We start from the raw sequence: 24,880 nt of genomic DNA on the forward strand, positions 1-24,880 counted from the left end.
GCGTCGCACCTCTGTGGCGTGCTTGCGGAACATTCGCAAGCACGCTTTTTCATCACTTTTCCGGGTTCTTCGGGCTCCATAAAACGGTTTCGGCGCCCTTCTCGTAGGCCATTCCCGTGGGATAGCTGATCGCTTCCAATTGCAGCCCCCAGGGCGCCTGGAAGTAGAGGATGGTCTGGCCGGCGGCAGGCCCCTCCTTGACCGGCAGCGGCCCCATCCGCGTCTTGACGCCCTTGGCGTCGAGATAGGCCTTGGCGGCGGCGACATCGTCGACATAGAAGGCGATGTGGAAGCCGCCAATGTCGCTGTTCTTCGGCGTCAGGTCCTTCTGGTCGGGCGCGGTGTATTTGAACAGCTCGATGTTCGATCCATAGCCGCAGCGCACCATGGTGATCTCTTCGATCACCGCCTTCGGATCGACACCGAGCACATCCTGCATGAAGGTCCCCTTGTCGTCGGCGAACGGTCCGAACGACATCGCCTTCTTGCAGCCGACCACCTCGGTGAAGAAGTCGACCGCCTGCTTCATGTCGGGAACCGTGATGCCGGTGTGATCGTGTCCGCGCATGCCGGGGATCGAGCTGGCGGTGGCGATGCCGGCGCTGCCAAGGACAGCGGCGGCGAGCGTTGCGTTTCGAAGTATCCTCTTCATGTCAGTCCTCCTCCATTGGCGGGACTTGGGTCATTTGCCGATCGCACGACCGAAGCCCGCTTTTCGGCGTGCGTGTGTATTCATGTCGGGGCCTTGATGGCGGCAGGGATGTCCAGCCAGCCCGCATCGATCTCGGGCAGCGGAATGGCTGCGATCAGATCGCGCGTGTAGGCTTGCCGTGGATTGTCGAACAAGGCATCGGTGGCGCTCGCCTCGACGATCACGCCTTCGCGCATGACGATGACTTGGCGGCACAGCCGCCGAATGACCGACAGATCGTGGCTGATGAAGGCGACGGTCAGGCCCATCTCCGCCGCCAGCTTTTCCAGCAAGGTCAGGATCTGCGCCTGTGTCGACACGTCGAGGCCGGAGACGATCTCGTCGGCCAGCACGAATTTCGGCGACAGCGCCAGCGCCCGCGCTATACCGACGCGCTGGCGCTGGCCGCCCGACAGTTCGTGGCGGTAGCGGCTGGCGAAGCTTTGCGGCAGGCCGACACGCTGCAAGGCCTCGGCGACGCGGCTCTTCAGATTGTCGCCAAGGCCATTCTGCTTGAGCGGCGCGGCGATGATGCTGGCGATGGTGCGGCGCGGGTTGAGCGACGACATCGGATCCTGGAAGATCATCTGCAAATTGCGCCGCAGCGGCCGCAGCTCTGCTTCAGGCAGATGCGTGATGTCGCGGCCATCGAAGCTGATGCTGCCGGCGCTGGGCTCCAAGAGGCGCACCAGAGCGCGGCCAAGGGTCGACTTGCCCGATCCGGATTCGCCGACGATGCCGGTCACCGAGCCCCTGGGCAGGTCGAAATCCAGACCTTTCAGGATTTCGGCCAACGGCGCGCGACCGATCAGCGGTTTGCGCGTCATGTCGGGCAGCGCGACCTTCAGCCTACGCACGGAAAACAGCGGCTCAGCCATGGGGTCGCCTCCAGGCCTGGTCGGCGGCAGCGATCTCTGAAGCAAGTCCGGCTAGCACCGCCTCGTCCACCGGCTTCAGCGAGGCGAAGGGCTCGGTGTAACGCGGCGTGGCCGCCATCAGCGCTCGCGTGTAGGGGTGCTGCGGCGCGGCGAAGAGGGCAGCCGTCTCGGCCTCCTCCACCACCTTGCCGGCATAGAGCACCGAGACCTTCTGACTGATCTTGGCGACGACCCCGAGATCATGGGTGACGAAAAGGATCGCCGTGCCGTGCTCGCGCTGCAACTGCACGATCAGCCGCAGGATCTGCTTCTGCACGGTGACGTCGAGCGCCGTCGTCGGTTCGTCGGCAACGATCAGCCGGGGCTCGGCGGCGAAAGCGGCGGCGATCAGCACGCGCTGGCGCATGCCGCCGGAAAGCTCGTGCGGATAGCTTTTCAGCACGCGGTCGGGGTCGCGGATCTGCACCTCGTCGAGCAACTGGCGAATGCGGGTATCGGCCCTCTCGCCGCTCCAGCCGAGGATGCGCACCAGCCGGTCGGTCATCTGCGAGCCGATGCGGCGCGACGGGTTGAGCGCGGTCAGCGGATCCTGCGGGATCAGTGCCGTGCGCGCGCCGATCAGCGTGCGCCGTGCCTTGGGCTGAAGCTTGCCGAGGTCTTCGCCTTCAAGCCGAATGTCGCCCTCGACAACGCGCACGCTCGACGGCAGGACCCCTAGCACCGCCTTGCCGATCATCGTCTTGCCGGCGCCGCTCTCGCCGACCAGCGCGCGGACCTCGCCGGGCTGAACGGCAAGCGACACCGAGCGCAGCACGCGCTGGCCGTTCGGCAGCACGGCGCTTAGATCGCTGATGTCCAGACAGATGGCGCTCATCGCAGCACCGGATCGAAGCGCGTCTTCAGCGCCTCGCCGAACTGGCTGAACGACAGCACGGTGAGGATCAACGTGATCAGCGGAAACACCAGCACCCACCAGGCCTGATGGATCGACAGCCGGCCCTCGGCGATGATGCCGCCCCAGGTCGGATCGTCGGTCGAGATCGACAGATTGACGAAGGAGAGGATCGCCTCGACGATGACGGCGATGCCCATTTCCAGCGACAGCAGCGCGACGATCGACGGCACGACATTGGGCAGCACTTCGCGCAGCATGATGCCGATGCGGCCATAGCCGGCGATGCGGGCATTCTCGACATAGTCCATGCGCGACTGACCCATGGTCTCGGCGCGGATCACCCGGCAAAAGCGCGTCCAGTCGATGATGGCGATGGCGAGGATGACCGAACTGAGGCCAGTGCCGAGCACCGCCACCAGCAGGATGGCGAACAGCACCGGCGGAAACGCCATCCAGACATCGACGACGCGCGAGATGATGCGGTCGGTCCAGCCGCCGAAATAACCTGCGATCAGGCCTAGCGTCGAGCCGACCAGGCAGGCGGTGATGGCTGCGGCGAAAGCGACGATGAAAGCGATACGGCCGCCGAAGATCAACCGGGAGAGCAGGTCGCGGCCGAGGCTGTCGGTGCCAAGCCAATAGCCGGGTTCGGCTCCATCAATCCAGAACGGCGGCAGCCGCTCAAGCATCAGATCCTGCGCCAGCGGATCCTGAGGTGCAACCAGCGGCGCGAAGATCGCGGCCAGAAGCGCCAGCAGCAGCCAGCCGCCGGCAAGCCACAAGCGCGGCGACACACCTCGCCTTTGAGCGCGACCCTCATCCACGGCGCAGCCTCGGATTGAGCAGCGCATACATCATGTCGACGGTGAGGTTGATCAGCACGAACAGCAGCGCGAAGACCAGCACGATGCCTTGAATCAAAGGCAAGTCGCGGTTGATGACGGCATCGATCGCCATATTGCCGAGGCCCTCATAGGAAAACAGCCGTTCGACGATGACGGTGCCGCCAATGAGAAAGGTGAACTGAACGCCGACCAGCGTCAGCGTCGGCAGGGCGGCGTTCTTCAGCGCCTCGCGCAGGATGACCTGCGTTTCCGAAAACCCCTTGACCCGCGCCAGCACGACATAGTCGAGGTCGAGCACTTCCTTCAGCGACTGTTTCAGCAGCTGTGAGATGATTGCGGCGAGCGGCAGCGCCAGCGCCACCGCCGGCATCAGCATGTGCTTCAGCAGATCCCAGGTGAGGTCGAGGCGCAGGCGCAACAGGCTTTCGAACAGATAGAACTGGGTGACGAAAGGCAGGTCGAGTTGCGGCGACACCCGGCCGGAAATGTCGAAGATCGGCACCAGCACGCCGAACAGAAGGATCAGCACCAGGCCCCACAGGAAATCGGGAATGGAAAGCGCCGCGCCGCTGGCGATGTCGATGCCGGCCTCGACCGCCGTGCCGCGTTCGCGCGCGCCGATCACCGCCGTCGTACCCCCAATCGTCACCGCCATCACAAGCGCGACGATGGCGAGTTCCAGTGTCGCTGGCAGCCGGTTGAAGACAAGGCCGAGTACGTCTTGCCTGAGCGAGATCGAGGTTCCGAAATCGCCCCTGACGACGCCGGACAGCCAGATGAAGAATTGCTGCACGATGGTCTTGTCGAGCCCGTAAAGCGCCCGCAGCCGGGCGATGTCGGCATCCGTCGCGCCGGGCGGCAGCATCATGGCGATCGGATCGCCGGGCGCGACACGGATCACGACAAAGACGACGACGGCCACGCCGAACAGCGTGATCAGCATCGTCAGCAGACGGATCAGGAATCTTTGCAGGAGCATTCTGGCGTAGGCCTAATGCGTTTCAGTGACTGATGGAACGAACCCCCTCATCCGGCCGCTTCGCGGCCACCTTCTCCCCGAGGGGAGAAGAGGTCGCAGACGGCTGAGCCGGTCTCTTCTCCCCAGCGGGGAGAAGGTGGCCCGAAGGGCCGGATGAGGGGGCCTGCGCAAGTTGGGAAAAGACACGCCGTCTTTGCGACAGCGCGCCTTTCTCGATTGTCTCAGGCTGGGGTCATCAGGGCCGGCAGCAGCGCGCCGGACACATGCTGCACCACATTGACGCTCTTGGCATGCACGATCGGCTGCGCATACTGCATCAGCGGCAGCACATAGGCCTGCTCGGCGATGTATTTGTCGACAGCCTTCCAGCCGGCGATGCGCTTGGCCTCGTCCTTCTCGCCCCACAGCGGGTTGATCATGTCGATCAGGTCCTGGCTGTCCCACACCGAATGCGGGCTCGGGCCATACATGGCAAAGCCGGTCGAGGTGGTCGGGTCGCCGATGGCGTTGCCCCAATTGTAGAAGGCCGCCGGCGCCAGCTTGTCGGCGGCGCGAAGCTCGTAGTGCTTGGCGATCTCGTAGACTTCGATCGTCGCCTCGATGCCGACCTTGCGCCACATCCCGACGATCGCCTGGATCATCTCATAGTCCTTGGGCTTGAAGCCCTTGGTCGTCTGGATGGTGAACTTGACCGGCTTTTCCGGCGAGTAGCCGGAGGCTGCGAGTAGTTCCTTGGCCTTTTCCGGATTGTGCTCGACCTTGATCGACGCATCGTAGGCCGCGTATTCCGGCGTCTCCAGCGTGTCGATCGGCTGGCCATAGCCGCGCAGCAGGCGGTCGACTAGCAGCTTCTTGTCGATCGACATGACGGCTGCCTGGCGGACGTTCTTGTCCAGCATCGCCTCGATGTCGTTGAAGAAGATCATGCCGATGTCGGAGACGTTCTTGCACGAGCCGGCAAGCCCGTCCTTGGCGATCAGCCGGTCATACTCCTCATAGGGAATTTCGAGCGTCACCTGCGAGGAGCCGGATTCGATCTCGGCGACGCGGCTTGCCGCATCGGCGACGAACTTGATCGTCACATTCTCGAAGGCCGGCTTGCCGCCCCAGTAGTTCGGATTGGCCTTCAGCCGCAGGAAGGCGTTGCGCTCGAATTTTTCGACCATGTAGGGGCCGGTGCCGATCGGCGCTTTCTCGAAACCTTCGGCGCCGACCTTCTCGTAATAGGCCTTCGGCATGATGTAGCCGGTCAGGAACGACATCCACTTGAAATAAACCGGGTCGAACTGCACGACGTCACCGGTGATCTTGTTGCCGTCGATCTTGAAGTTGTTGACGTTCTTCCAGACGAACTGGATCGGGTTGCCGGTCTTTTCGTCACCCGCCCGCTGCAGCGACCAGACCACGTCCTCGGGCGTGAATGGCGACCCGTCATGCCAGGTCACGCCTTCGCGCACCGTCATCATGATCTTGGTGCGGTCGTCGTTCCAGCCCCATTCGGTGAGCAGGCCCGGCGCGAAGGACAGGTCGGGCTTCTGCGGGATGAACTGGTCGAACACCGACTGGTAGAGGCCCTGGATGGTCGGGTTGACGGCCGAAGGCCCGGTGGTCGGATCCCAGGACGGCAGGTTGACGTTGTAGGCGATGGTCAGTTCGCCGGCGGCTGCCTTGGCGATCTGCGGCAGGCCGACGGCGGCCACCCCGAGTGCCGCGGCACTGTATCCCAGCAATTCGCGTCTGTTGATTGTCATGGTCGTTCCCCTTGTTGGTTTTCTGTTTCGTCGCGCGGCAGTGTCTGGGCATTGGTTCAGGCTTCGTGGGCAGCAGCGCCTTGCCCTCTTTCGCCTGTTGTGAAATCTTCGGCTGCTACCTCCCGCCAAGCTGTTGCGCGAGCATGTATCCGGAAGCCGCACCGGTGCCGGCGCCCGGCCATGTTGCAGCTCCGGTAAGATGCAGATTGCCGACCGGTGTGTTCCAGCCGGCGTATCCGTGTGCTGGGCGAAACAAGAAATTCTGTGCCAGATGGTGGCTGCCGCAGACCTGGTCGCCACCGACGAGGTTCGGGTTCTCGCGCTCCAGATCGATGGGCGAGAACACCGCCTGGCCGAGGATCTTGTTGCGCAGGCCGGGCGCATAGGTCTCGATGATATCGAGGACACGATCGGCATAGTTGTCCTTGACCTGATCCCAACGCGCCGGTGCGATCCGACCGGCCGCATCGCCTGTGATCTCGGCTGGCAGCATGCGCACCTGCACCCACAGCACATGCTTGCCTTCGGGCGCCCGCGACGGGTCGATCGCTGTCGGCTGGCCGACGACCAGCACCGGCTCGTCCGGCAGCATGCCCGCCATCGCCTGCTGATAGGTGCGCGACATGGCGTCGAGCGACGGCGACAGATGCACATAGGCGAACTGCCGCAGCTCAGATCCGGCGCGCCAGTCGGGCAAATCGTCCAGCGCCAGATGGATCATCATCGTCCCCGGCGCATGGCGGAATTTTTGCATCGCCGTGTCGAAGCCGGCGTCACCGGAACCATTGGGCAGCAATTTGCCGGTCAGCGCCTTGGGCGCGACGCCGGCGATCACAGCCCTGGTGGCGGTATGGGTCTCACCGGAAGCGAGCCGCACGCCGGTCGCCTTGCCGGCGGAAACGGTGATCTCGGCCACTTCGGCGCCGGTGACGATCTTGCCGCCGGCAGCCGTAACCATGCCCGACAGGGCGCGGATGATGGTGTCGGCGCCGCCTTTGCCCAGCACCATGCCGAAACTCTGGTTGGCCATCGATTCCAGATAGGGGAACACGGCACCGCCGGCGATGTCGGGGGCGAAGTCGAGATGCATGCCCCAGGTGGCGAGCGTTGCCCTGATATGAGGCGACTCGAAGTTCTCCTCCAGCCAGGCGCGGGGTGAGGACAACAGCAGCCGGCCGGTATCGAGCGCCCCCGACATGCCCTTCTTGCGCCACAGGTTCCATGCGGTGCCGGCAAGCGCGCGGGCGCTCATCGGCGATCCCAGCAGCCTGAACAGATGCTCGGCCTCCCCCGGGAAGGCGGCGACCAGTCTGCGCCATGTCGTTGCATCGGCGGCGGAGAATGCGGCCATGCGCGTCGCGGTCTTTTCCAGGTCGTTGCTGACGCCGAACCAGCGTCCGTCCGGAAAGGCGCTGGCGAAACAATCGGCGACCGGGGCGAACTCCAGCCCCTGTGCTTTCAATTCATTTGCATATTTCCGGTGGAAGGCCGAGCCGGCAAACAGACTCAGATTCATCGCGCCGAAATCGTGGCGGAAGCCGGGAAGGGTGAATTCGCGCGTCTGGACGGCGCCGCCGATTGTCGGACTGCGCTCGAAAATCCCGGTTTTCCAGCCTTTGAGCGCCAAATGCGCGGCGCATGCCAGACTGTTGTGGCCCGCCCCGACAAAGATGGCGTCGAACTCGCTCACGCCCCGTTCCCATTTCCTTTATGCTTAAAGATAATTGCAGATGCATATGTTTTCGTCTAGTAGGATATTAAGGGCCGAGACGAGCCTTGATCATCATCACGAAAGAGGGAACAGAGACCATGGACACGCAAAAACTCCTCGGCGAAGTCGCCGGCCAGCTTCTTTCAGGCGCCATCAAGGTGGTCGACCTGACAGCACCGCTCGGGCCCGACACCCCGCTGATCAAGCTTCCACCGGAACTCGCCGTCGACACGCCGAAGGTCGAGATCCACTCGATCTCCCGCTATGACAAGAACGGTCCCTGGTGGGCCTGGAACTGGCTGAAGCTTGGCGAACATTCGGGCACGCATTTCGATGCGCCGCAACACTGGATCTCCGGCAAGGACTATGCCGACGGCGCCACCGACACCATTCCGGCGCAGAACTTCGTCGGCCCGGTCAATGTCATCGACTGCTCGAAGGAAGCCGCCGCCGATCCCGATTTCCTGCTCACCGTCGACCACATCAAGGCGTGGGAAGCCAAGCATGGCGCGATCAATGCCGGCGAATGGGTGGTGATGCGCACAGACTGGTACAAGCGCAACGGCTCGGAAGCCGAATTCCTCAACGCCAACGAGACCGGCCCGCACACGCCGGGCCCGACGGCCGAAGCGATCCAGTTCCTGATCAGCAAGGATATCAAGGGCTGGGGCAGCGAGACCATCGGCACCGACGCCGGCAAGGCTGGCGGCATGGAGCCGCCGTTCCCGGCGCACACGCTGATGCACAAGGCCAACCGCTACGGCCTTGCCAGCCTCTGCAACCTCGACCAGCTGCCGCCGAAGGGAGCCATCCTGATCGCGGCGCCGCTGAAGATCGAACACGGCACCGGCAGCCCGATCCGCGCGCTGGCGCTTGTTTCGAAGGGCTAAGCGAAAGCGTTTGCCGTGAGCCAGCCGGATCACATCATCGTAGGCAGCGGCATCAACGCGCTGGTCTGCGCGGCGATGCTTGGCGGCAAAGGCGCCAAAGTGCTCGTCCTTGAGCGCAACGACCGCATTGGCGGCTGCATGCGCACCGAGGAGATCACCGCGCCCGGCTTCATCCATGATGTGATGGCGACGACCTTCGTGCTGTTCATCACCTCGCCAGCCTTTGCGGCGCTGGGCGCCGACCTCGCGCGGCACGGGCTGGAGTTCTGCCACACCGGCACGCCGACCGGCGTGCTGCGGCCGGACGGCAGCCATGCCGTGCTCAGCACCGACCGCGCCGCCAATGTCGCCGCGCTCAACGCGATCGCGGCGGGCGATGGCGACCGGCACGCGGAGGATGTCGGCGGCATCGAGCGCAATGCCGGCCTGCTGTTCGGCCTGCTCGGCGGCAGCCTGTGGTCTTATCCGACGGCGAAGCTGCTGGCCGGCGAAGCCTGGCGACGTGGCTCACGCGGCCTTGCCGCCTTTCTCGGCGAGGCACTAATGCCGGCGCGCAACTGGCTCGAAAGCACCTACCGGTCCGAAACCACCCGCGCGCTGTGGGCGCCCTGGGTGCTGCATGCCGGGCTTGGGCCGGAAGATGCATTCTCGGGCCAGATCGCCAAGGTCATCGCCTTTGCGCTGGAAGCCGCCGGCGCACCGATCGTCAAGGGCGGGGCGCAGAACCTGCTGGCCGCATTCGAGGCATTGATCATCGAGCGTGGCGGCGTCATCTCCACCGAAGCGGACGTTGCCTCCATCATCCTGGCTGGAGGTCGCGCCACCGGCGTGCGGCTGGCCTCGGGCGAAACGGTCCATGCGAAGAAGAGCATCATCTGCTCGGTCACCCCGACGCAGCTTTATGGTCGGCTGCTCGGCGCGGATGCTCCCAGGGATGACGTCGAAGCGACGCAGAAATACCGCTACGGCAAAGGCAATTTCCAGATTCACTACGCCTTGGACAAGCCGCCGGCATGGCGCGGCGAAGGCCTGGACAAGGTCGCGCTGCTGCATCTGACACCGGGGCTCGATGGCGTGTCAAAGGCCTGCAACGAAGCGGCGCGCGGCATGCTGCCGGAGGTGCCGACCATCTGTGTCGGCCAGCCGCATGCGCTCGACCCGTCGCGCTGTCCGGAGGGCAAGGCGATCCTGTGGCTGCAACTGCCCGAGGCACCTCGCCATATCAAGGGCGACGCCGCCGGCAAGCTGCAGGCGCCGGCTGACGGGCAATGGACCGACGCTTTGCGCGAAGCCTATGCCGACCGTGCAGAAGCCATCCTCGCCAGCCACATCGATGGCTTCAAGGACAGCGTCATCGCACGCCACGCCTATTCCCCGGCCGATCTGGAAGCGATGAACATCAATCTGGTCGGCGGCGATCCCTATGGCGGTTCCTCGACCATCGACCAGTCGTTCCTATGGCGGCCATTCAAGACCAGCCGCAACCATCGGACTGGTATCAAGAACGTCTACCATATCGGCGCCTCGACCCATCCCGGTGCCGGCCTCGGCGGCGGCTCCGGCTTTCTCCTGGCGGGGAGGCTGTGATGGAACACAAGGTTGCGGAAAAGCGCCAGCGCATTTCGACCCTGGGGCAGATCGGGCTGCAGCAATTCGCGCCCTATCTGATGAACCGCATCATGGGCCGTTACAACGCTACCTTGCGCGACGATTTCCGCAAGCAAGGCCTGACCATTCCGCAGGTGCGCACGCTGGCCGTGCTGTCGGTCACCGACGGCATCACCGTCAACGACCTCTCGGTCTACACTGTCATCGAGCAGTCGACCTTGAGCCGCACGCTCGACTCGCTGGAGAGCCAGGGCCTGGTGCGGCGCGAGCAGGGTGTCACCGACAGCCGCATCCGCCATGTGTTCCTGACCGACGAGGGCCGCGCCGAGTTCACCCGCGCCTGGCCGGCCATGCATGACGCGTTCGAGGCGATGTTCGACGATATCGACGACGCCGAATATTCCGCGCTCATCGCCACGCTTTTGAAGATGCTGAAGAACATTCGCAAGCACGACATCTAGCATGACCCCGAAAAGTGGAAGCCGGTTTTCGGAAGAGGTCATGCGCAAACAAATAGACCTACGCGCTGCCAGCCTCAGGCAGTAACGGAAGGGAGAAAAAATGGCCGAACGGTCTTTTGCCAAGGAAGTCGAGAAGCTTCGGCTCGGTGCCGGCGAGGAATTTGCCGGCGAAGGCATCCTCGCCATCACCAAGGCGCTGCTGCAATGTGGCGTCGGCTATGTCGGCGGCTATCAGGGCGCGCCGATCAGCCATCTGATGGACGTGCTGGCCGACGCGCAGGACATTCTGGGCGAGCTCGGCGTGCATTTCGAGGCCAGCGCTTCCGAAGCCACCGCCACCGCCATGCTGGCCGCCTCTGTGCACTACCCGATCCGCGGTGCCGCGACCTTCAAGTCGACCGTCGGCACCAATGTCGCCTCCGATGCGCTGGCCAATCTCGCCTCCGGTGGCGTCACCGGCGGCGCGCTGATCATCGTCGGCGAGGACTATGGCGAAGGCTCCTCGATCATGCAGGAGCGGAGTCATGCCTTCGCCATGAAGAGCCAGGTCTGGCTGCTCGATCCGCGCCCCAATCTGCCGTCGATCGTCAAGGCGGTGGAGGATGGTTTCGAGCTGTCCGAGATTTCCAACACGCCGGTCATGCTGCAGGTCCGCATCCGCTGCTGCCACGTCCACGGCCATTTCATCGCCAAGGACAACAAGCGGCCACCGATGACGGTCGCCGATGCGCTCGACGCACCGCGCCGCGACACCGGCCGTATCGTGCTGCCGCCCGCTTCCTTCCTACACGAAAAGGAAAAGGTGCAGAAACGCTGGCCGGCGGCGGTCGACTTCATCCGCAAGAACAAGATCAACGAATTCTTCGGATCGGATCATGGTTCGGTCGGCATCGTCATGCAGGGCGGCATGTACAATTCGGTCATCCGCGCGCTGCAGCGGCTCGGCCTTGCCGACATTTATGGCGACACCGACGTGCCGCTTTATGTGCTCAACGCCGTCTATCCGCTCATCGACGACGAGTTCCTGTCCTTCTGCGAGGGCAAGCAATCGGTGCTGGTCGTCGAGGAAGGCCAGCCCAACTACATCGAACAGGCCTTCGCCGCGATGCTGCACAAGGCCGGGCGCGGCACCAGGCTGGTCGGCAAGGAGCACCTGCCGATGGCCGGCGAATACACCGGCCAGGTCATGCTCGATGGCATCGGCGCCTTCCTGCGCGCCGAGGCGCCGCATCTGCTGCCTGGCGAAGTGCGTGCCCCCAACAAGGTCGGCGACGGCGTCGATACAGCCGACCTGATCAATGTCGTTCCAGGACGACCGCCCGGTTTCTGCATCGGCTGCCCGGAGCGGCCGATCTTTGCCGCGACAAAACTGGTCGAACAGGAACTTGGCAAGCACCACATCGCCTCCGACATAGGCTGCCATCTGTTCTCGATCATGCCGCCTTTCGAGCTCGGCGCCACCACCATGGGCTATGGGCTCGGTCCGGCTTCCGCCTCGGCGTTCAACTCGCCCGATGCCAAGCGCCGTTCCATCTCCTTCGTCGGCGATGGCGGCTTCTGGCACAACGGCCTGACCTCCTCGATCGGCAATGCGGTGTTCAACAAGAACGACGGCGTTATCGTCATTGTCGACAATTTCTATTCGGCCGCGACCGGTGGGCAGGACATCCTGTCGTCGCGCGCGGGCAACAAGACCAAGTCGACGAAGCATCCGATCACCGAGGCGGTGAAGGGCATGGGCGTCAAATGGCTGCGCCATGTCGACCGCACCTATGACGTGACCAAGATGCAGGACACGCTGCGCGAGGCGCTGACGACCGACGAGAAGGGGCCGAAGGTTATCGTCGCCTCGTCCGAATGCATGCTCAACCGGCAGCGCCGCGAAAAGCCGCTGGTCGACAAGGCAATCAAGGGCGGCGAGCGAGTGGTGAAACCGAAATTCGGCGTCGACGAGGATATCTGCACCGGCGACCATGCCTGCATGCGGCTGTCCGGCTGCCCGTCGCTGTCGGTCAAGTCGCTCGACGATCCGCTGCGCGACGATCCGGTGGCGCATATCGACCAGAGCTGCGTCGGCTGCGGCAATTGCGGCGAGGTCGCCGATGCGGCGGTGCTGTGCCCATCCTTCTACCGCGCCGATGTCGTCCATAATCCGAGCCATTGGGACCGTTTCCTGGAAGCCGCGCGCCGCGCCACCATCGGCCTTTTGCAGCGTCGCCGCGAAAGCCGGCGCCTGACCTTCGCCGATGCTTGACGCTGTCCCCCCACTTCGCGCCCACGTCGGCGCTCAGGATGACGAGCGTGTCATCAAGCTTGCCGTGCTCGCGGTCGGCGGCCAGGGCGGCGGCGTGCTCGCCGACTGGATCACCGATGTCGCCGAGCGCAACGGTTATGTCGCGCAATCGACCTCGGTCGCCGGCGTCGCCCAGCGCACCGGCGCCACCATCTACTATGTCGAGATGGCCCGCGACACCGGCCGGCTGCCGGTCTTTGCATTGTCGCCGTCGCAGGGCGATGTGGATATCCTGATCGCCGCTGAACTGATGGAAGCCGGCCGCGCCATCATCCGCGGCTTTGTCACGCCCGAGCGCACGACGCTGATCGCCTCGTCGCACCGCATCGCCGCCGTGTCGGAAAAAATCGAACCCGGCGACGGCCGAGCCTCGTCTTCCAGGGTGCACGCAACGGCGGAGGCCGCATCGAAGCGCTTCATCGCTTTCGACATGGAAAAGATCGCCGCCGACAATGGTTCGATGATCTCGGCCAGCCTGCTCGGCGCGCTGGCGGGGTCCGACGCGCTGCCCTTCACCCGCGAGAGCTACGAACAGGCAATCGGTGCCGGCGGCCGGGGCGTCAAGGCCAGCCTCGCCGCCTTCGGTGCCGCGTTTGACCGCGCGCGCGGTACGGCAGCGCCGGCGTTGAAGCCGGCTGAGCCCGCGATTGTCGAATCTGCCCTGGGCGCCGGACAGGTGAGTGGTCCGCAAAACCTGCTGCAAGGCTGGCAGGCTTTGGCCGCCCGCATCGATCTGTTGCCGGTGGCAGTCCGCGACATGGCGCTCAGGGGCCTGAGAAAGGTCGTCGACTATCAGGACATCGCCTACGGGCGCGAGTATCTCGACCAGCTGGACAAGGCCGTCGCGCTGGACGGACCGGACCGCGGCTATGGCCTGTCCATCGCTGCTGCAAAGCATCTGGCCAACGCGCTATGCTACGACGACATGATCCGCGTCGCCGATCTCAAAACGCGCTCGACGCGTGACCGGCGCGTGCGCCGCGAGGTCGGCGTCAAGGACGGCTCGATCCTTCAGGTCACCGAGTATTTCCATCCGCGCATCGAGGAGTTCTGCGGCACGCTGCCGGCGGGTCTTGGCAGCTACATCGAAAGCCGGCCGAAGCTCGCCGCCTTTCTCGACCGCCGCATCAACCATGGCCGCCGTATCCGCACCGACAGCTTCGCCGGCTTTGCAGCACTCTGGTTCATCGGCGGCCTGCGCCGCTGGCGCCGCAGCCTGCTGCGTCACAAGGTCGAGATCGCGCATCTCGACCGCTGGTACGCTCTGGCGCTCGACCATGTGCCTCAGGATTATGCGCTGGCTGTCGAGATCCTCAACTGCCGCCGGCTGATCAAGGGCTACAGCGACACCCATGTCCGGGCGCAATCGAAATTCGACCGGGTGCTGTCCGCGCTCGATCTGCTCAAGGGCCGAGCGGACGCCGCCGACTGGATCCGGCGCCTGCGCGAGATGGCGCTGAAGGACGAGAAGGGCGACATGCTCGACGGCGCGCTGAAGACGGTGGCGACGCTCAACGACAATGCAGTCCGCTGACGGACGTCGTGACGCCCATTGGCTATTCAGCCGTCACGCGACAAGCCCCTGCATTGGCTTCACTGCGGCGGACTCCGGAAACACCTTGTCACCGAGGGTTCCGGCCGAAAGCCCGAACTGATCGGCGAGCAGCCCTTTCAGCACCGCCCTGACATCGCTGGTCGGCGCTAGGTCGCGTTGTTCGTAAAGCTGAGCCGGCTTCAATCCAGGCCAATCAGCGATAACGCGCCCGCCCTTGATGGCGCCGCCGGCCAGCAGCACCACAGTGCCGGTGCCGTGATCGGTGCCGACGGTGCCGTTGATCTGGGCCGTGCGTCCGAACTCGGTGATGACGACGATCGCCGTGTCCTTCCAGCGCTCGCCGAGACCTTTCTCGAATTCTTCGAAGGCGCCGTCGAGACCGCCGAGCAAGGTGGCGAGCCGACCGGTCGCACCGCCTTCATTGACATGCGTGTCCCAGCCATCGAAGGCGAGAGCCGCAATACGCGGCCCGTCGTCGGCCGCCATCAGCTTGGCCGCACCCTGTGCCGCCTGCCGCATGCCGGCGGCACTGTCGGGACCGCCCTTCGGCTTCATCGCCTTGGCGCCCATCTGGTCGTCGAGCGCCATGCGGTCGGCGTCGAGCCCCTTTTGCAGGGCCACCGCGAGAACCGTGTCGCGATGCTGGTAGAGGTCGAGAACGCGCGCCGCGAAACCATCGCTGGGTGCCGGCAGCGATTGCGGCGCCCAGCCAAGTACGGGTGCGGCGCCACGGATCACCAGCGGCGTTGACGGCCCGACGGCCAACCCACCAAGCGTTGCCACGCGGTCGCCCGATGGCAGGTTTTCAAGCGCCCGGTTGAGCCAGCCGGTGGCGACATGGCCGGGGCCGGCAAAGCCGCTTTCCAGCACGTCCTGGCCGTCGAAATGCGAGCGGTCGCGATAGCCGGTTGCGGCCGCATGCACGACCGCCGCCTGGCTGTTCTTGAACAGCCGTGCAAACACCGGCATCGACGGATTGAGCGCGAAGAAGCCGTCCAGCGGCAGCGCCGCATGCGGGCCGGTCAGGGACAAGGCGATGTCGCCATGCAAGCCGGCATAGTCGGGATCGCCGACCGGACCGACCGCCGACAGGCCGTCAAGCGCGCCGCGCAGCACGATGACGATCAGACGTGGATCGCGATTGTCGGCGGCGCGGGCAAGGCGGGGCATGTAGGCCCAGGCAAACAGCGCGCCACCGGTCATCAACACGGCGCGGCGGGAGGGATCGGGAACTTCGCACAGCAGGCTCATGACATCGTCTCCACGGAAGTTGTCTGCGCTGGAACTACCTGCGCTGGAATTCTGGGGCCATCAGCAACAGCGCCAGCCCTTGCTGCTTGGATTCGGCATGGGCGATCGCCTGCCGCGTCTCCGGCGAGGCGGCAGGGCCGATCAGCGCCTCAAGCATGTCGTTGGGATTGCCGATATCCTTGACCTGGCGTGCCGCTTGCCAGGCGATGTCGAGGCGGATTTTCATACCCTCGGCCGACGTCCAGCCGTCGGCCCCGTCGGAAAAGCCGTTGGGTCCCGGCGGCTGCCAGAGCGGCTCGCCCAGCGCGTTGAGCCAGCCGAGCGACTGGCCGGGATCGTTCGCCGAGCCGGGACCGGCCGCCCTTCGGATGGCGGCGATATAGTCGAAGGGCGAGCGTATCTTCATCAGTGGCGTCGACCACGCCTCCGGCATGTCGATGAGGGCGACCGCCAGCGCCCGCAGATTGCCGTCGGTCTTGGCGAAGACCTTGGCGAGGCGCGCAACTGTAGCCGCCGGGGGCGTGTCGGCGATGAAATGGCGAGCCAGTTTGGTGGCGATGTGCAGGGCTGTTGCCGGATGGCGGGCGATATCGTTGAGCGCGGCCTCGGCCTGTCCCATGCCACACGCGGGATAGGTCTTGCCGAGCAGCACTGCGTCGCCCGGCTCATGTGCATTTGCGTTGAAGACAAAATTGCCGGGCTCGCCCAGCCGTCCATCGCGCCCGGCCATCGTCCAGCCGGTGAGGATGCGCGCGAAGCTGGTGACATCGGCCTGGGTATAGCCACTGCCGACGCCGAGCGTGTGCAATTCCAGGATTTCCCGGGCGAGGTTTTCATTGAGGCCACGCTTGCGGTTCTTGCCCGCGCGCGACTCCGGGCCGATCGATTGCTGGTTGTCGAGATAGAACAGCATCGCCGGATGATGCTCTACCGCCAGCAGCATATCGGCGAAGCGGCCGAGCACGAAAGGGCGGATGGCTTCCCGCTCGAAGGCACCGGCGCTGGCGCGAACGACGGTGTCCTTTGCCACCGAGACACAGAAATGGTTCGACCAGAAGCAGACGAGGCGTTCGACGAAGCCGGCCTTGACCCGAACAGCCTTGTCGAAGCGCGCCTGCGCTTCCGCCCGGAACAACACCACCTCGACCGGCGGTACGCTGGGTTTGCCGGCCGGCACGGGTTGTGTTGGCACGGCCTGGGCGCTCGCCGCCCCCGGCTGCGCCACCGCGGCCATGCGCTCACGCTCGAGCTTGCGCTGGAAATTTGCCGCCATGCTGGCCTGGATGGCAGGCGTACTGCCTTGCAGGTTGGCATAGGCCGGGTCATCAGGCGAGATCATGGCGATGTCGGCTTGCCGCAACTCCGCCTTGAGATAACCGCGCGGATCGCCGGCTATGCTGTCGCGGTCGCCAGGCCGTGCTCCAAGCCCGAAGCGGTTGAACGCGACGAGGGCCGGATCAGGGGAATTGAAAGCCGGGATAGCCAAGTCAGCTCTCCATCGCTTGGGCCTCCTGTGCCTGGCGCAGGAGCCCGTCCGAGCCGTTTTGTACCTGGTTCAATGGGGATCGAGGGGGCCGGCACGTGGTGGAGCGGCCGACCCCCTTATGTCCTACCAGCGGTGCCAACGATGCCAGCGATGGTGCGGATGCCCGACATAGAAGGCCGGGCCATGCCAACGGTGGTAACGAGGATAGACCACCACACGGTTGGGCACGCAGCGTCCCCAATGATTGGGATGCCAGCCCGGTCCACAGCCCCAGGCGACATGCTCGACCAGCGCCGGTGCGGCAAGTGGCGCCAATGGCATCGCCAGGGATGCCGCAGCGGTCGCAACCGTTCCGGTAACGGCAAGAGCGGCGGTGATCGCGTATTTTGTCAGATAGTTCATGACGATGCTCCGAATGTTTCCGAGGTTGAAAGCCTGCCGCACCACACGGATCTGGCAGGCCTGCCCTTCGCTTCGTTAAACGGCACCGTCAGCGTTTTCCGTCGGTCATCACTGCGATTTTTTTGGCGCGGCGGCCCCGCTGCGTTTCATCAGCCCTTGCGCCAGCACGCCGCGCCCCTCAGCGGAACTTGCCGCCGCGAACTCCACAATGCGCTGCTCCAGCCGCGTGCGCACGGTGACATCGGCATTGCGGGCCCGCTCCAGTGCCGCCGACAGCGCCGTCGTGTCCAGAACCGGCTGTTGCAGCAGGTCGGCTGCTTCACGCCTGGCTTGCTGGCCGTCGAGAATGACCTGACGGGATTCTCGGCGAACATCGCGCAACGCCTTGCGGAAGACCGTGCGATCCTGTTCGGGAAGCCGGCCACCGGCCGCCTCCAGTGAATAGCCCTGGTTTTTGCCGCTTCTTATCCAGACGGCTCCGCCGGCAAGCGCTCCGGCCAGGAAAACGTTGAGCACCACCGACGCGATGACAAGGTTGCGGCTCATGGTCATAGGTCTTCCTCGATCGTGTCGCGGTCGGGGCCGGTATCGCCGAACGCCGTCACATTGGCATCCAGCACATAGTGGTCCGGCTGGACCTCGGGTGTGACGACGGTCACCAGGGCCAGTCCTGCCACGGCGCCGGCCAGACCAATGCCGGCAAGTCCCAGCCCCAGCCACCAGAACCGCTGACGCCGGCGCTGGATGAGGTGCCGGCCGGCGGCCTGCTGGATGCTGCCGTGCAGGGCCTTGCCGGGGGCGTCGACGCGGTAGCTGTCAAGCCGCGCGTCGAGTGTCCCGGCATGCTTCAAAATGGCCTCGCCCGCTTCGCTTGCGGCAAAGATAGTGCCGGCCATCCGTTCAGCCTCGGGCCATCGCCGCAAGTCACCGCCATAGGCCGCAGCCAGGGCGGCAAAGCGCTTGGCATCCATTGCCGGTTCGTTCCTGGACCCTTCAGCCATGTGTCTTCCCCTTGCCCATTGGCGCCGCGTGCTCGCGCGGCATGGGGCTGACAGGAATCGAGCGCCAGGCAGCGCCTGCAAGGCGCGATGGCCGTTGCGCCTTGGTGCTGATCCGGTTCTCACTCATCGGCGTCATCCCTGGTCAGGATCGTCTGCAGCGAGCGGCGGCCGCGTGCAAGCAGGCTCTCCAGGGCATCGACGCTGATCTGCAAGGTCGCTGCCGCCTCGATGTTGGACATCTCCTGATAGTAGACCAGGATGATCGCCTCGCGCTGGCGCGGCGCGATGCCTTGCAGCGCCTGTTTGACCCGATGATCTTCCTCCCCGGGATGAGCATCGGGAAGCGGCGCAGGATCGGCCACGTCCGGCACCTCGTCGGTCACCCATTCGCGGCGCCGGCGCAGCCGGTCGTAGCACAGGTTCAGCGTCACCCGGTGGACCCAGGTGTCGAAGCGCGCATTGCCGTACCGCCAGCCCGAGGCATGACGCCAGATCCGGACAAAGGTTTCCTGGGCGACATCCTCGGCCTCCGCCGCATCGCCGAGCATGCGCACGGCAAGCGCCAGGATGCGCGGCAGCTTGCGCGCGACCAGGGTTTGCACGGCAGCCGGATCGCCGGCGCCGACACGGCGAACCAGCTCCTCGTCCGGATCCGCAGCCATCAGTCGGCGCACTCCCGATGTTCATCGCGCGTCATTGCCTCTTGGTCATTGCTCCTGCTTGGGAGCGGTTTTGTGGCTTGGCAGTTCGTCGGCCGTCAGAACGCCGTCGGCATTCTTGTCGAGCCGGGCAAAGCGCTTGGCGAAGAATGCATCGAGCTCGGCGCGGTCGATGAAGCCGTCATGGTTGGAATCGATCCGCGCGAAGGATTTGGCGGGGTCGCCCTTGCCGTTGCGTTTCGCCTGAAAGGCCGTCCACTCCAGCAGGCTGATCTTGCCGTCGCCGTCCGTGTCGGCCGCCATGATCGCCTTCTCGCGCCGCTTCTGGAATTTGGCCAGCGTGATGTCGGATTTGACCCCCGAGGCGCTTGGCGAGGCGGTCGGCGGTGCAGGGGGCGGTGTCGTTGTCTGGGCGAAAGCCGCAACGGCTTGCAAACTCAAGGTAACGACGATTATCGAACGGCTGATCATGCTTTGCGTCTCCGGGTTGGTGCGTTGCAGACGACCTGTGCCGCCGTCACGCTTCAACCGTTAAACGCCGCGACCCGAAAAATCCGTCGGTCGCGCGTGCTGATCCGTTCGTGCTCGAAAAAACAAATAGAGCCCATCCCGATTCCATCGGGATGGAACAGGCTCTAGTCTGATTGGTCGGCCGCAACCAGTTGTTCAGGCTTGAACCCGGCATGTTGCGGGGTCCACACCTCGCCCTCGCGATTGAACCAGTGGCACATATACATGCCCGAGGCCGCACCATCGCTGACCGTCATCCTGGGGCCTCCGGATTTCAGCTTGACGACGTCTCCGGTCTTGAAATTGTTGGGCATTTTTGACCTCCCATGCTGAGGCCACGAGTTTCACATCAAACCGGGGTCTCGACAATGGCAGATGTGCTTCGCCGGCGTCGCAATCCTTTGCACCAGCAGAGCATCTCCCGAGCGCCAGCCGAACGCGTTGCGGCGGTCCGATCTATCTCTTCGGTCTTAACCTTTCCGTAAATATTTGGCGGCTACTTGGACAGCGATGGCCTCGTGGCGGAGCGGCTACGCTGGAGACTGCAAATCTCTGAAGCCTCGGTTCGATCCCGAGGCGAGGCCTCCACCTTTCCAGGATACTATCGGACCATCAGGGGATCCTGTCCGGCAAGCATTCAGCGGCGACAATCGACAAAGAAGCGAGAGGTCGGGCACAAGAGGCTTGGCCCCGGACGCAAGAGGCTTAGCCCAGTGAGGGCGCTATTGCCTGCTCTTTTTGGGAGAAGTGGTGCCGCTTGCGTGACTCGAACACGCGACCCCCGCATTACGAATGCGGTGCTCTACCAACTGAGCTAAAGCGGCCAGGGAGGCCAAGGCCTCCAAGATGCGGGGGTGATAGACGCAACCGGCCGCGAATTCAAGATGGGACTTGGCAATTCATGCGAGGATGTCATGCCGCTGTCGAAAGCCCGCCGCCGCGTTGTTTGCCAACCGGTTGTTAAGTCATGTTCAGCACGGCGCGCACCTCCCTACGCGTGAAAACCGATGAAACATGCTGATTTTGTTGCCGGAACAGCGCCGGCATGGACTTTGGACACCTCTCCAAGGCAGAATGCGCCGCTCGCCCGTTGATTGATTGGTCGCCTGCGGCTAACGATCACGGCAAGGTTGGCGAATGGACAGAGGGACCCGATTGGACGCGATCGAAAAAGCGATCCGGAACGCCTTGGAGAAAGGCAGCGCCGAGGACCGCGCGTTCCGCGAGAGGGTCTATCGCGCGGCTTTTGCCGCGCTTGATCGCGCGCTCCAGGCCAATCCCGGCGTGACCGTGGAAGTCGCCATCAAGCGCCGCAAGGCGATCCAGGCGAAAATCACCGAAATCGAATCCGAGTTTCTGCCGGCGGTGCCGGATGTCAGCCCGCAAGGCGATGCACCGGCGGTCGAGCTTGGTGCAGACTCGGCGCCTGCGGTCGAAACCGGCCAACAGACACCGTCCCCCGCTGTCGTCGTCGATGGCCCCGTGCAATCCGCTTCCGATGCGCCGCGCTCGCGCGTGCTGCCCGTCGTTCCCGACATCATGCCGGACGCTACTCTTCCCGACGCTCCGGCCATCGACATGTCCGCTCCGGCCTCGACCGGCGCGGCGACGGAAGTGGCGCCCGATCGCGATGAACGGCGCATAAGAGGGCGTCGCCTGCCGCTGACCGCCATCTTCCTGACCATAACGCTGCTTGCCGCTATTGGCATTGGCCTGTTTTTCGCCGTGCAGACCGGCGTGTTCAAGACACAGGCGCAGCTTGATACCGCCCCGCCCGAAGCGCCGCCGACCGTTGACGACGACGATTTCGCACCGGCCGACGGCGGCCCGGCAAAGCCTGGTGACGCGGACCAGGCGCGCGACTGGATCAACGTGTTTTCGCCGGCCGATGCGTCGCATGTCAGCGCCCCGTCGGACGCCAAGGCCGAAGTGATGAAGGACGACACCGGGTCGTTCCTGCGCATCCGTTCCGGCGCCTCCGGTTCGGCGATCAGCTTCGATGTCGGACAAGGCGTGCTGGAGAAGCTCGCCGGCAAGCATGCCGTGTTCGACATCATCGCCCGCTCCCAAGAAGGCAAGGAGACGCAGATTTCCGTCGACTGCAATTTCGGCGAACTGGGTGACTGCGGCCGCAAGCGCTACGCTGTCGGCCAGCAGCAGAACGAATATCTGTTCGACGTACAGTTTCCCGAAAAGCGTCCGGGCTCGGCCGGTACGATTGCCATCAATTCCGACTTCGACAAGCAGGGCAAGGCCGCGGACATCTACGAGATCCGGGTTTCGGTCGAGCCGTAAGACAGCTCTAGCGGTCGAGCAGCGCCTGCAGCGTCTCGATGCGGTCTGCCTCATTGGCCGGCTTGTCCCAGCGCAACCGTGAAATGCGGGGAAAGCGCATGGCGACGCCGGATTTGTGCCGGGTCGAGCGGTTGAGGCCTTCGAAGGCGACTTCCAGCACCAGGCCGTTGTCGCGGTCGGCCCGTACCGAGCGCACCGGCCCGAATCGCTCGATCGTGTTGTCGCGGACATATTTGTCGATCTGCTTCAGCTCCTCGTCGGTGAAGCCGAAATAGGCCTTGCCGACCGGCACCAGCTCCTCTTCGCCTTCGGCACCGGACCAGACGCCGAACGTGTAGTCCGAATAGAAGCTGGAGCGCTTGCCATGGCCGCGTTGCGCATACATCAGCACCGCGTCCACCGTGTGCGGATCGCGTTTCCACTTGAACCACGGGCCTTTCGGCCGGCCGGCGACATAGGGTGAGTCCCAGCGCTTCAGCATCACGCCTTCTATGATCGGGTGCGGTGGTGCCCGGCGCAGTTCCTCCAGCGCCTGCCAGTCTGTGAATTCGACGAACGGCGACAGATCGAAGCGGCTCGGGTCGAGCGTCCCGGCGAAGCTTTCGAGGCGGCCACGCCGCTCGCGAAACGGCAGCGCGCGCAAATCCTCGTCGCCGATCTGTAGCAGATCGTAGCAGCGCATGAAGGCCGGGTACTGCAGCTGCATCTTCGGCGTCACCGTCTTGCGGTTCAGGCGCTGCTGCAGGTCCGAGAAGGTTCCCGTTGCCTCCCGGGGATCGCCGACCAGCAATTCGCCGTCCAGCGTCGCGGAAAAATGCATGGCGTTGGCGAGGTCCGGAAAGGCGCCGGAGACATCGTCGCCGGTGCGCGAATAGAGCCGGCGGATGCCGCCTTCGGCCACCGCCTGGACGCGGATGCCATCCCATTTCCATTCGGCGGCATAATCCGCCGGATCGAGCTTTTCGAGATCGCCGTCGCCGACCGGGTTCGACAGCATCACCGGGCGAAACAACGCCATCGCCGTGTTCCTGGGCTTTTCGGCCTTGCCTTCCAGCCACGCGAACAGCGCCGTGTAGGGCGGCGACAGCCCGTGCCAGAGCTCCTCGATCTCGGTGACATCGACGGTGCCGAAATCCGCCAGCGCCTGTTTGGCCAGCCGCGCCGACACGCCGATGCGCAGGCCGCCGGTGACCAGCTTGATGATGGCAAAGCGCGCCGAGATGCCGGCGCTGTCGAGCAGCCCTGCCAGCACCTTGGGTCCGTCGGAACGGCTTGCCGCCTGCAGTTTTGCGACGACCTCGCCAAGCGTCGGCTCGCGGTTCGGGATGTTTCCGGGCGTTTGCGGCCAGACCAGCGAGACTGTCTCGGCCAAATCGCCGACATAGTCGTAGGAATAGCGGAACAGCACCGGATCCATGCGCTCGGTGACCAGCGTGCGCAGCATCGCCGGCTTAACCGCGGCGATGTTGAGATCGCCGGTGATGGCGGCCAGCGCCAGCCCGCGGTCGGGATCCTCGACGCTGCGGAAATAGTCGGTCAGCAAGGTCAGCTTGCCGTTGCGCGACGGCGTCAGCACCAGACGGTCGAGAAGTTCGGCGAAGCGGTTCATACCATCAATCGCCCTCGTCCTCGTAGCCAACCAGATGCAGCGGTCGCGCCGCGATGCCTTCGAGTTCGCACCAGCGCACCAGCGCTTCCTCGCGGCCATGCGTCACCCAGATCTCCTCGGCTCCGGTCTCCTTGATGGTGGCGGTCAGCTCGTCCCAGTCGGCATGGTCCGAGATGATCAGCGGCAGTTCGACGCCGCCCTGCTTGGCACGCTGGCGAATGCGCATCCAGCCCGACGCGAAGCACGAGATCGGATCGGGAAAGCGCCGCGCCCAGCGGTCGGCGAAGGCCGATGGCGGACCGACGACGATGGCGCCCGCGAAGTCTTCCTTGCCACCTTCCACCGTTGCCGGTTGGAGCGCGCCCAGGTCGATGCCCTGACTCTGGTAGTACTCGCTGAGTTTGGCCAGTGCGCCATGGATGTAGAGCGGCTTGTCGTAGCCGGAATCGCGCAACAGCCGCATCACCCGCTGCGCCTTCCCCAGCGCATAGGCGCCGACCAAATGCGAGCGCTCGGGAAACTGCGCCGCCGATTTGAGCAGCCGGGCGATCTCTTGCGTGTCGGGGGGATGGCGAAACACCGGCAGGCCAAAGGTCGCTTCGGTAATAAACACATCGCACCGGATCGGCTCGAATGGCGCGCAGGTCGCGTCCCTCTGCCGCTTGTAGTCGCCGGAAGCGACGATGCGCGTGCCCTGATGTTCGACGGATATCTGCGCCGAGCCCAGCACATGGCCGGCGGGATGGAAGCTGACGCAGACACCGTTGAGCGCAATCGTTTCGCCGAGCCGGGCTGCTTGCGTTGTTCCCGCGAAATCCTCGCCATAGCGCAGACCCATGATGTCGAGCGTCTGTTGCGTCGCCAGCACCGAGCGGTGGCCGGAGCGCGCATGGTCGGAATGGCCATGCGTGATCAGCGCGCGGTCGACCGGCCGCACCGGGTCGATGAAGAAATCGCCCGGCGGGCAATAAAGGCCTTCGGGCCGGGGATGAAGCAGGTCGCTGGCGCGCATGGCCCCAAGATAGGATATAATTCCGCTGCGGGAAGCCTGTTGTAAGTCACTGCTGACTCCCGCATACAGCACCGCCGGCTCGATCCGCCGGCAGGACC

The 24,880-nt window shown here is 64.7% G+C and carries 23 protein-coding genes and 2 tRNA genes; 7 read left to right on the forward strand and 18 right to left on the reverse strand.

Annotation, left to right across the window (positions count from 1 at the left end):
- Positions 1-52: 52 nt before the first annotated feature.
- The 7 genes from C8D77_RS18485 to C8D77_RS18515 all read right to left on the reverse strand — a co-directional run bounded on the left by C8D77_RS18485 (position 53) and on the right by C8D77_RS18515 (position 7,729).
- A complete protein-coding gene (locus C8D77_RS18485) occupies positions 53-652 on the reverse strand; it encodes a VOC family protein (protein ID WP_109666210.1) in 600 nt (199 codons plus the stop codon).
- 80 nt (positions 653-732) lie between these two features.
- Positions 733-1,569, reverse strand: a complete 837-nt coding sequence (locus C8D77_RS18490; protein WP_109666211.1) for an ATP-binding cassette domain-containing protein — start codon at positions 1,567-1,569, stop codon at positions 733-735.
- On the reverse strand, positions 1,562-2,443 hold the full coding sequence (locus tag C8D77_RS18495; protein WP_109666212.1) for an ABC transporter ATP-binding protein: 882 nt from the start codon (positions 2,441-2,443) through the stop codon (positions 1,562-1,564). Before C8D77_RS18495 ends, C8D77_RS18490 begins: the two co-directional genes overlap by 8 nt.
- Complete coding sequence (locus C8D77_RS18500) at positions 2,440-3,288, reverse strand: ABC transporter permease (RefSeq protein WP_109666214.1); 849 nt, start codon at positions 3,286-3,288, stop codon at positions 2,440-2,442. Before C8D77_RS18500 ends, C8D77_RS18495 begins: the two co-directional genes overlap by 4 nt.
- Positions 3,281-4,288 (reverse strand): ABC transporter permease, encoded by a 1,008-nt coding sequence (locus tag C8D77_RS18505; protein WP_109666216.1) that lies wholly within the window; start codon positions 4,286-4,288, stop codon positions 3,281-3,283. The genes C8D77_RS18500 and C8D77_RS18505 overlap by 8 nt, the downstream gene beginning before the upstream one ends.
- A gap of 221 nt (positions 4,289-4,509) precedes the next feature.
- Entirely contained in the window at positions 4,510-6,039 is a 1,530-nt protein-coding gene (locus tag C8D77_RS18510; RefSeq protein WP_109666219.1) for an ABC transporter substrate-binding protein, read from the reverse strand.
- A gap of 115 nt (positions 6,040-6,154) precedes the next feature.
- Positions 6,155-7,729 carry a phytoene desaturase family protein gene (locus tag C8D77_RS18515; RefSeq protein WP_109666222.1) on the reverse strand — a complete coding sequence of 525 codons (1,575 nt, stop codon included), beginning with the start codon at positions 7,727-7,729 and terminating at the stop codon, positions 6,155-6,157.
- 119 nt (positions 7,730-7,848) lie between these two features.
- Between C8D77_RS18515 and C8D77_RS18520 the strand changes: the two genes are divergently transcribed.
- The 5 genes from C8D77_RS18520 (at position 7,849) to C8D77_RS18540 (ending at position 14,536) form a co-directional block, all read left to right on the forward strand.
- Complete coding sequence (locus C8D77_RS18520; protein ID WP_109666754.1) at positions 7,849-8,640, forward strand: cyclase family protein; 792 nt, start codon at positions 7,849-7,851, stop codon at positions 8,638-8,640.
- Positions 8,641-8,655: 15 nt separating this feature from the next.
- Positions 8,656-10,227 carry a phytoene desaturase family protein gene (locus C8D77_RS18525; protein ID WP_109666226.1) on the forward strand — a complete coding sequence of 524 codons (1,572 nt, stop codon included), beginning with the start codon at positions 8,656-8,658 and terminating at the stop codon, positions 10,225-10,227.
- Positions 10,227-10,709 (forward strand): MarR family winged helix-turn-helix transcriptional regulator, encoded by a 483-nt coding sequence (locus tag C8D77_RS18530; protein WP_109666228.1) that lies wholly within the window; start codon positions 10,227-10,229, stop codon positions 10,707-10,709. The genes C8D77_RS18525 and C8D77_RS18530 overlap by 1 nt, the downstream gene beginning before the upstream one ends.
- A 100-nt stretch (positions 10,710-10,809) precedes the next feature.
- Positions 10,810-12,963, forward strand: coding sequence for a thiamine pyrophosphate-dependent enzyme (locus C8D77_RS18535; RefSeq protein ID WP_109666231.1), 2,154 nt, complete (start codon positions 10,810-10,812; stop codon positions 12,961-12,963).
- A complete protein-coding gene (locus C8D77_RS18540) occupies positions 12,956-14,536 on the forward strand; it encodes an indolepyruvate oxidoreductase subunit beta family protein (protein WP_109666234.1) in 1,581 nt (526 codons plus the stop codon). Before C8D77_RS18535 ends, C8D77_RS18540 begins: the two co-directional genes overlap by 8 nt.
- 33 nt (positions 14,537-14,569) lie before the next feature.
- Here the strand turns inward: C8D77_RS18540 and C8D77_RS18545 are convergent, their stop codons facing one another.
- The 8 genes from C8D77_RS18545 to C8D77_RS18580 form a co-directional block, all read right to left on the reverse strand.
- Complete coding sequence (locus tag C8D77_RS18545) at positions 14,570-15,808, reverse strand: DUF1501 domain-containing protein (protein ID WP_109666237.1); 1,239 nt, start codon at positions 15,806-15,808, stop codon at positions 14,570-14,572.
- 34 nt (positions 15,809-15,842) lie between these two features.
- On the reverse strand, positions 15,843-17,294 hold the full coding sequence (locus C8D77_RS18550; protein ID WP_109666240.1) for a DUF1800 domain-containing protein: 1,452 nt from the start codon (positions 17,292-17,294) through the stop codon (positions 15,843-15,845).
- Between the two features lie 123 nt (positions 17,295-17,417).
- Entirely contained in the window at positions 17,418-17,696 is a 279-nt protein-coding gene (locus tag C8D77_RS18555; RefSeq protein WP_109666757.1) for a GCG_CRPN prefix-to-repeats domain-containing protein, read from the reverse strand.
- 108 nt (positions 17,697-17,804) lie between these two features.
- A complete protein-coding gene (locus C8D77_RS18560; RefSeq protein WP_425453742.1) occupies positions 17,805-18,242 on the reverse strand; it encodes a periplasmic heavy metal sensor in 438 nt (145 codons plus the stop codon).
- Between the two features lie 2 nt (positions 18,243-18,244).
- Positions 18,245-18,697 carry a hypothetical protein gene (locus tag C8D77_RS18565; protein WP_109666245.1) on the reverse strand — a complete coding sequence of 151 codons (453 nt, stop codon included), beginning with the start codon at positions 18,695-18,697 and terminating at the stop codon, positions 18,245-18,247.
- Between the two features lie 119 nt (positions 18,698-18,816).
- The gene (locus C8D77_RS18570) at positions 18,817-19,359 is read right to left on the reverse strand and encodes an RNA polymerase sigma factor (RefSeq protein WP_109666247.1); all 543 of its coding nucleotides are present in this window, start codon (positions 19,357-19,359) and stop codon (positions 18,817-18,819) included.
- A 45-nt stretch (positions 19,360-19,404) separates the two neighbouring features.
- The gene (locus C8D77_RS18575; RefSeq protein WP_109666759.1) at positions 19,405-19,827 is read right to left on the reverse strand and encodes an EF-hand domain-containing protein; all 423 of its coding nucleotides are present in this window, start codon (positions 19,825-19,827) and stop codon (positions 19,405-19,407) included.
- Positions 19,828-19,991: 164 nt separating this feature from the next.
- Positions 19,992-20,180 (reverse strand): YodC family protein, encoded by a 189-nt coding sequence (locus tag C8D77_RS18580; protein WP_109666250.1) that lies wholly within the window; start codon positions 20,178-20,180, stop codon positions 19,992-19,994.
- Positions 20,181-20,378: 198 nt separating this feature from the next.
- On the opposite strand from C8D77_RS18580, the gene C8D77_RS18585 reads away from it, so the two are divergent.
- Positions 20,379-20,454 (forward strand) — tRNA-Cys (locus tag C8D77_RS18585).
- Between the two features lie 160 nt (positions 20,455-20,614).
- On the opposite strand, the gene C8D77_RS18590 is transcribed toward C8D77_RS18585, so the two are convergent.
- Positions 20,615-20,690, reverse strand: a tRNA-Thr gene (locus tag C8D77_RS18590).
- 331 nt (positions 20,691-21,021) lie between these two features.
- Between C8D77_RS18590 and C8D77_RS18595 the strand changes: the two genes are divergently transcribed.
- On the forward strand, positions 21,022-22,161 hold the full coding sequence (locus C8D77_RS18595; RefSeq protein WP_109666253.1) for a hypothetical protein: 1,140 nt from the start codon (positions 21,022-21,024) through the stop codon (positions 22,159-22,161).
- Positions 22,162-22,168: 7 nt separating this feature from the next.
- Here the strand turns inward: C8D77_RS18595 and C8D77_RS18600 are convergent, their stop codons facing one another.
- Both C8D77_RS18600 and C8D77_RS18605 read right to left on the reverse strand, forming a co-directional pair.
- Positions 22,169-23,770, reverse strand: coding sequence for a cisplatin damage response ATP-dependent DNA ligase (locus C8D77_RS18600; RefSeq protein ID WP_109666255.1), 1,602 nt, complete (start codon positions 23,768-23,770; stop codon positions 22,169-22,171).
- A 4-nt stretch (positions 23,771-23,774) separates the two neighbouring features.
- A complete protein-coding gene (locus tag C8D77_RS18605) occupies positions 23,775-24,782 on the reverse strand; it encodes a ligase-associated DNA damage response exonuclease (protein ID WP_109666259.1) in 1,008 nt (335 codons plus the stop codon).
- Positions 24,783-24,880 lie beyond the last annotated feature (98 nt).

The sequence above is a fragment of the Mesorhizobium loti genome, assembly GCF_003148495.1.
GTDB classification, from domain to species: domain Bacteria; phylum Pseudomonadota; class Alphaproteobacteria; order Rhizobiales; family Rhizobiaceae; genus Mesorhizobium; species Mesorhizobium loti.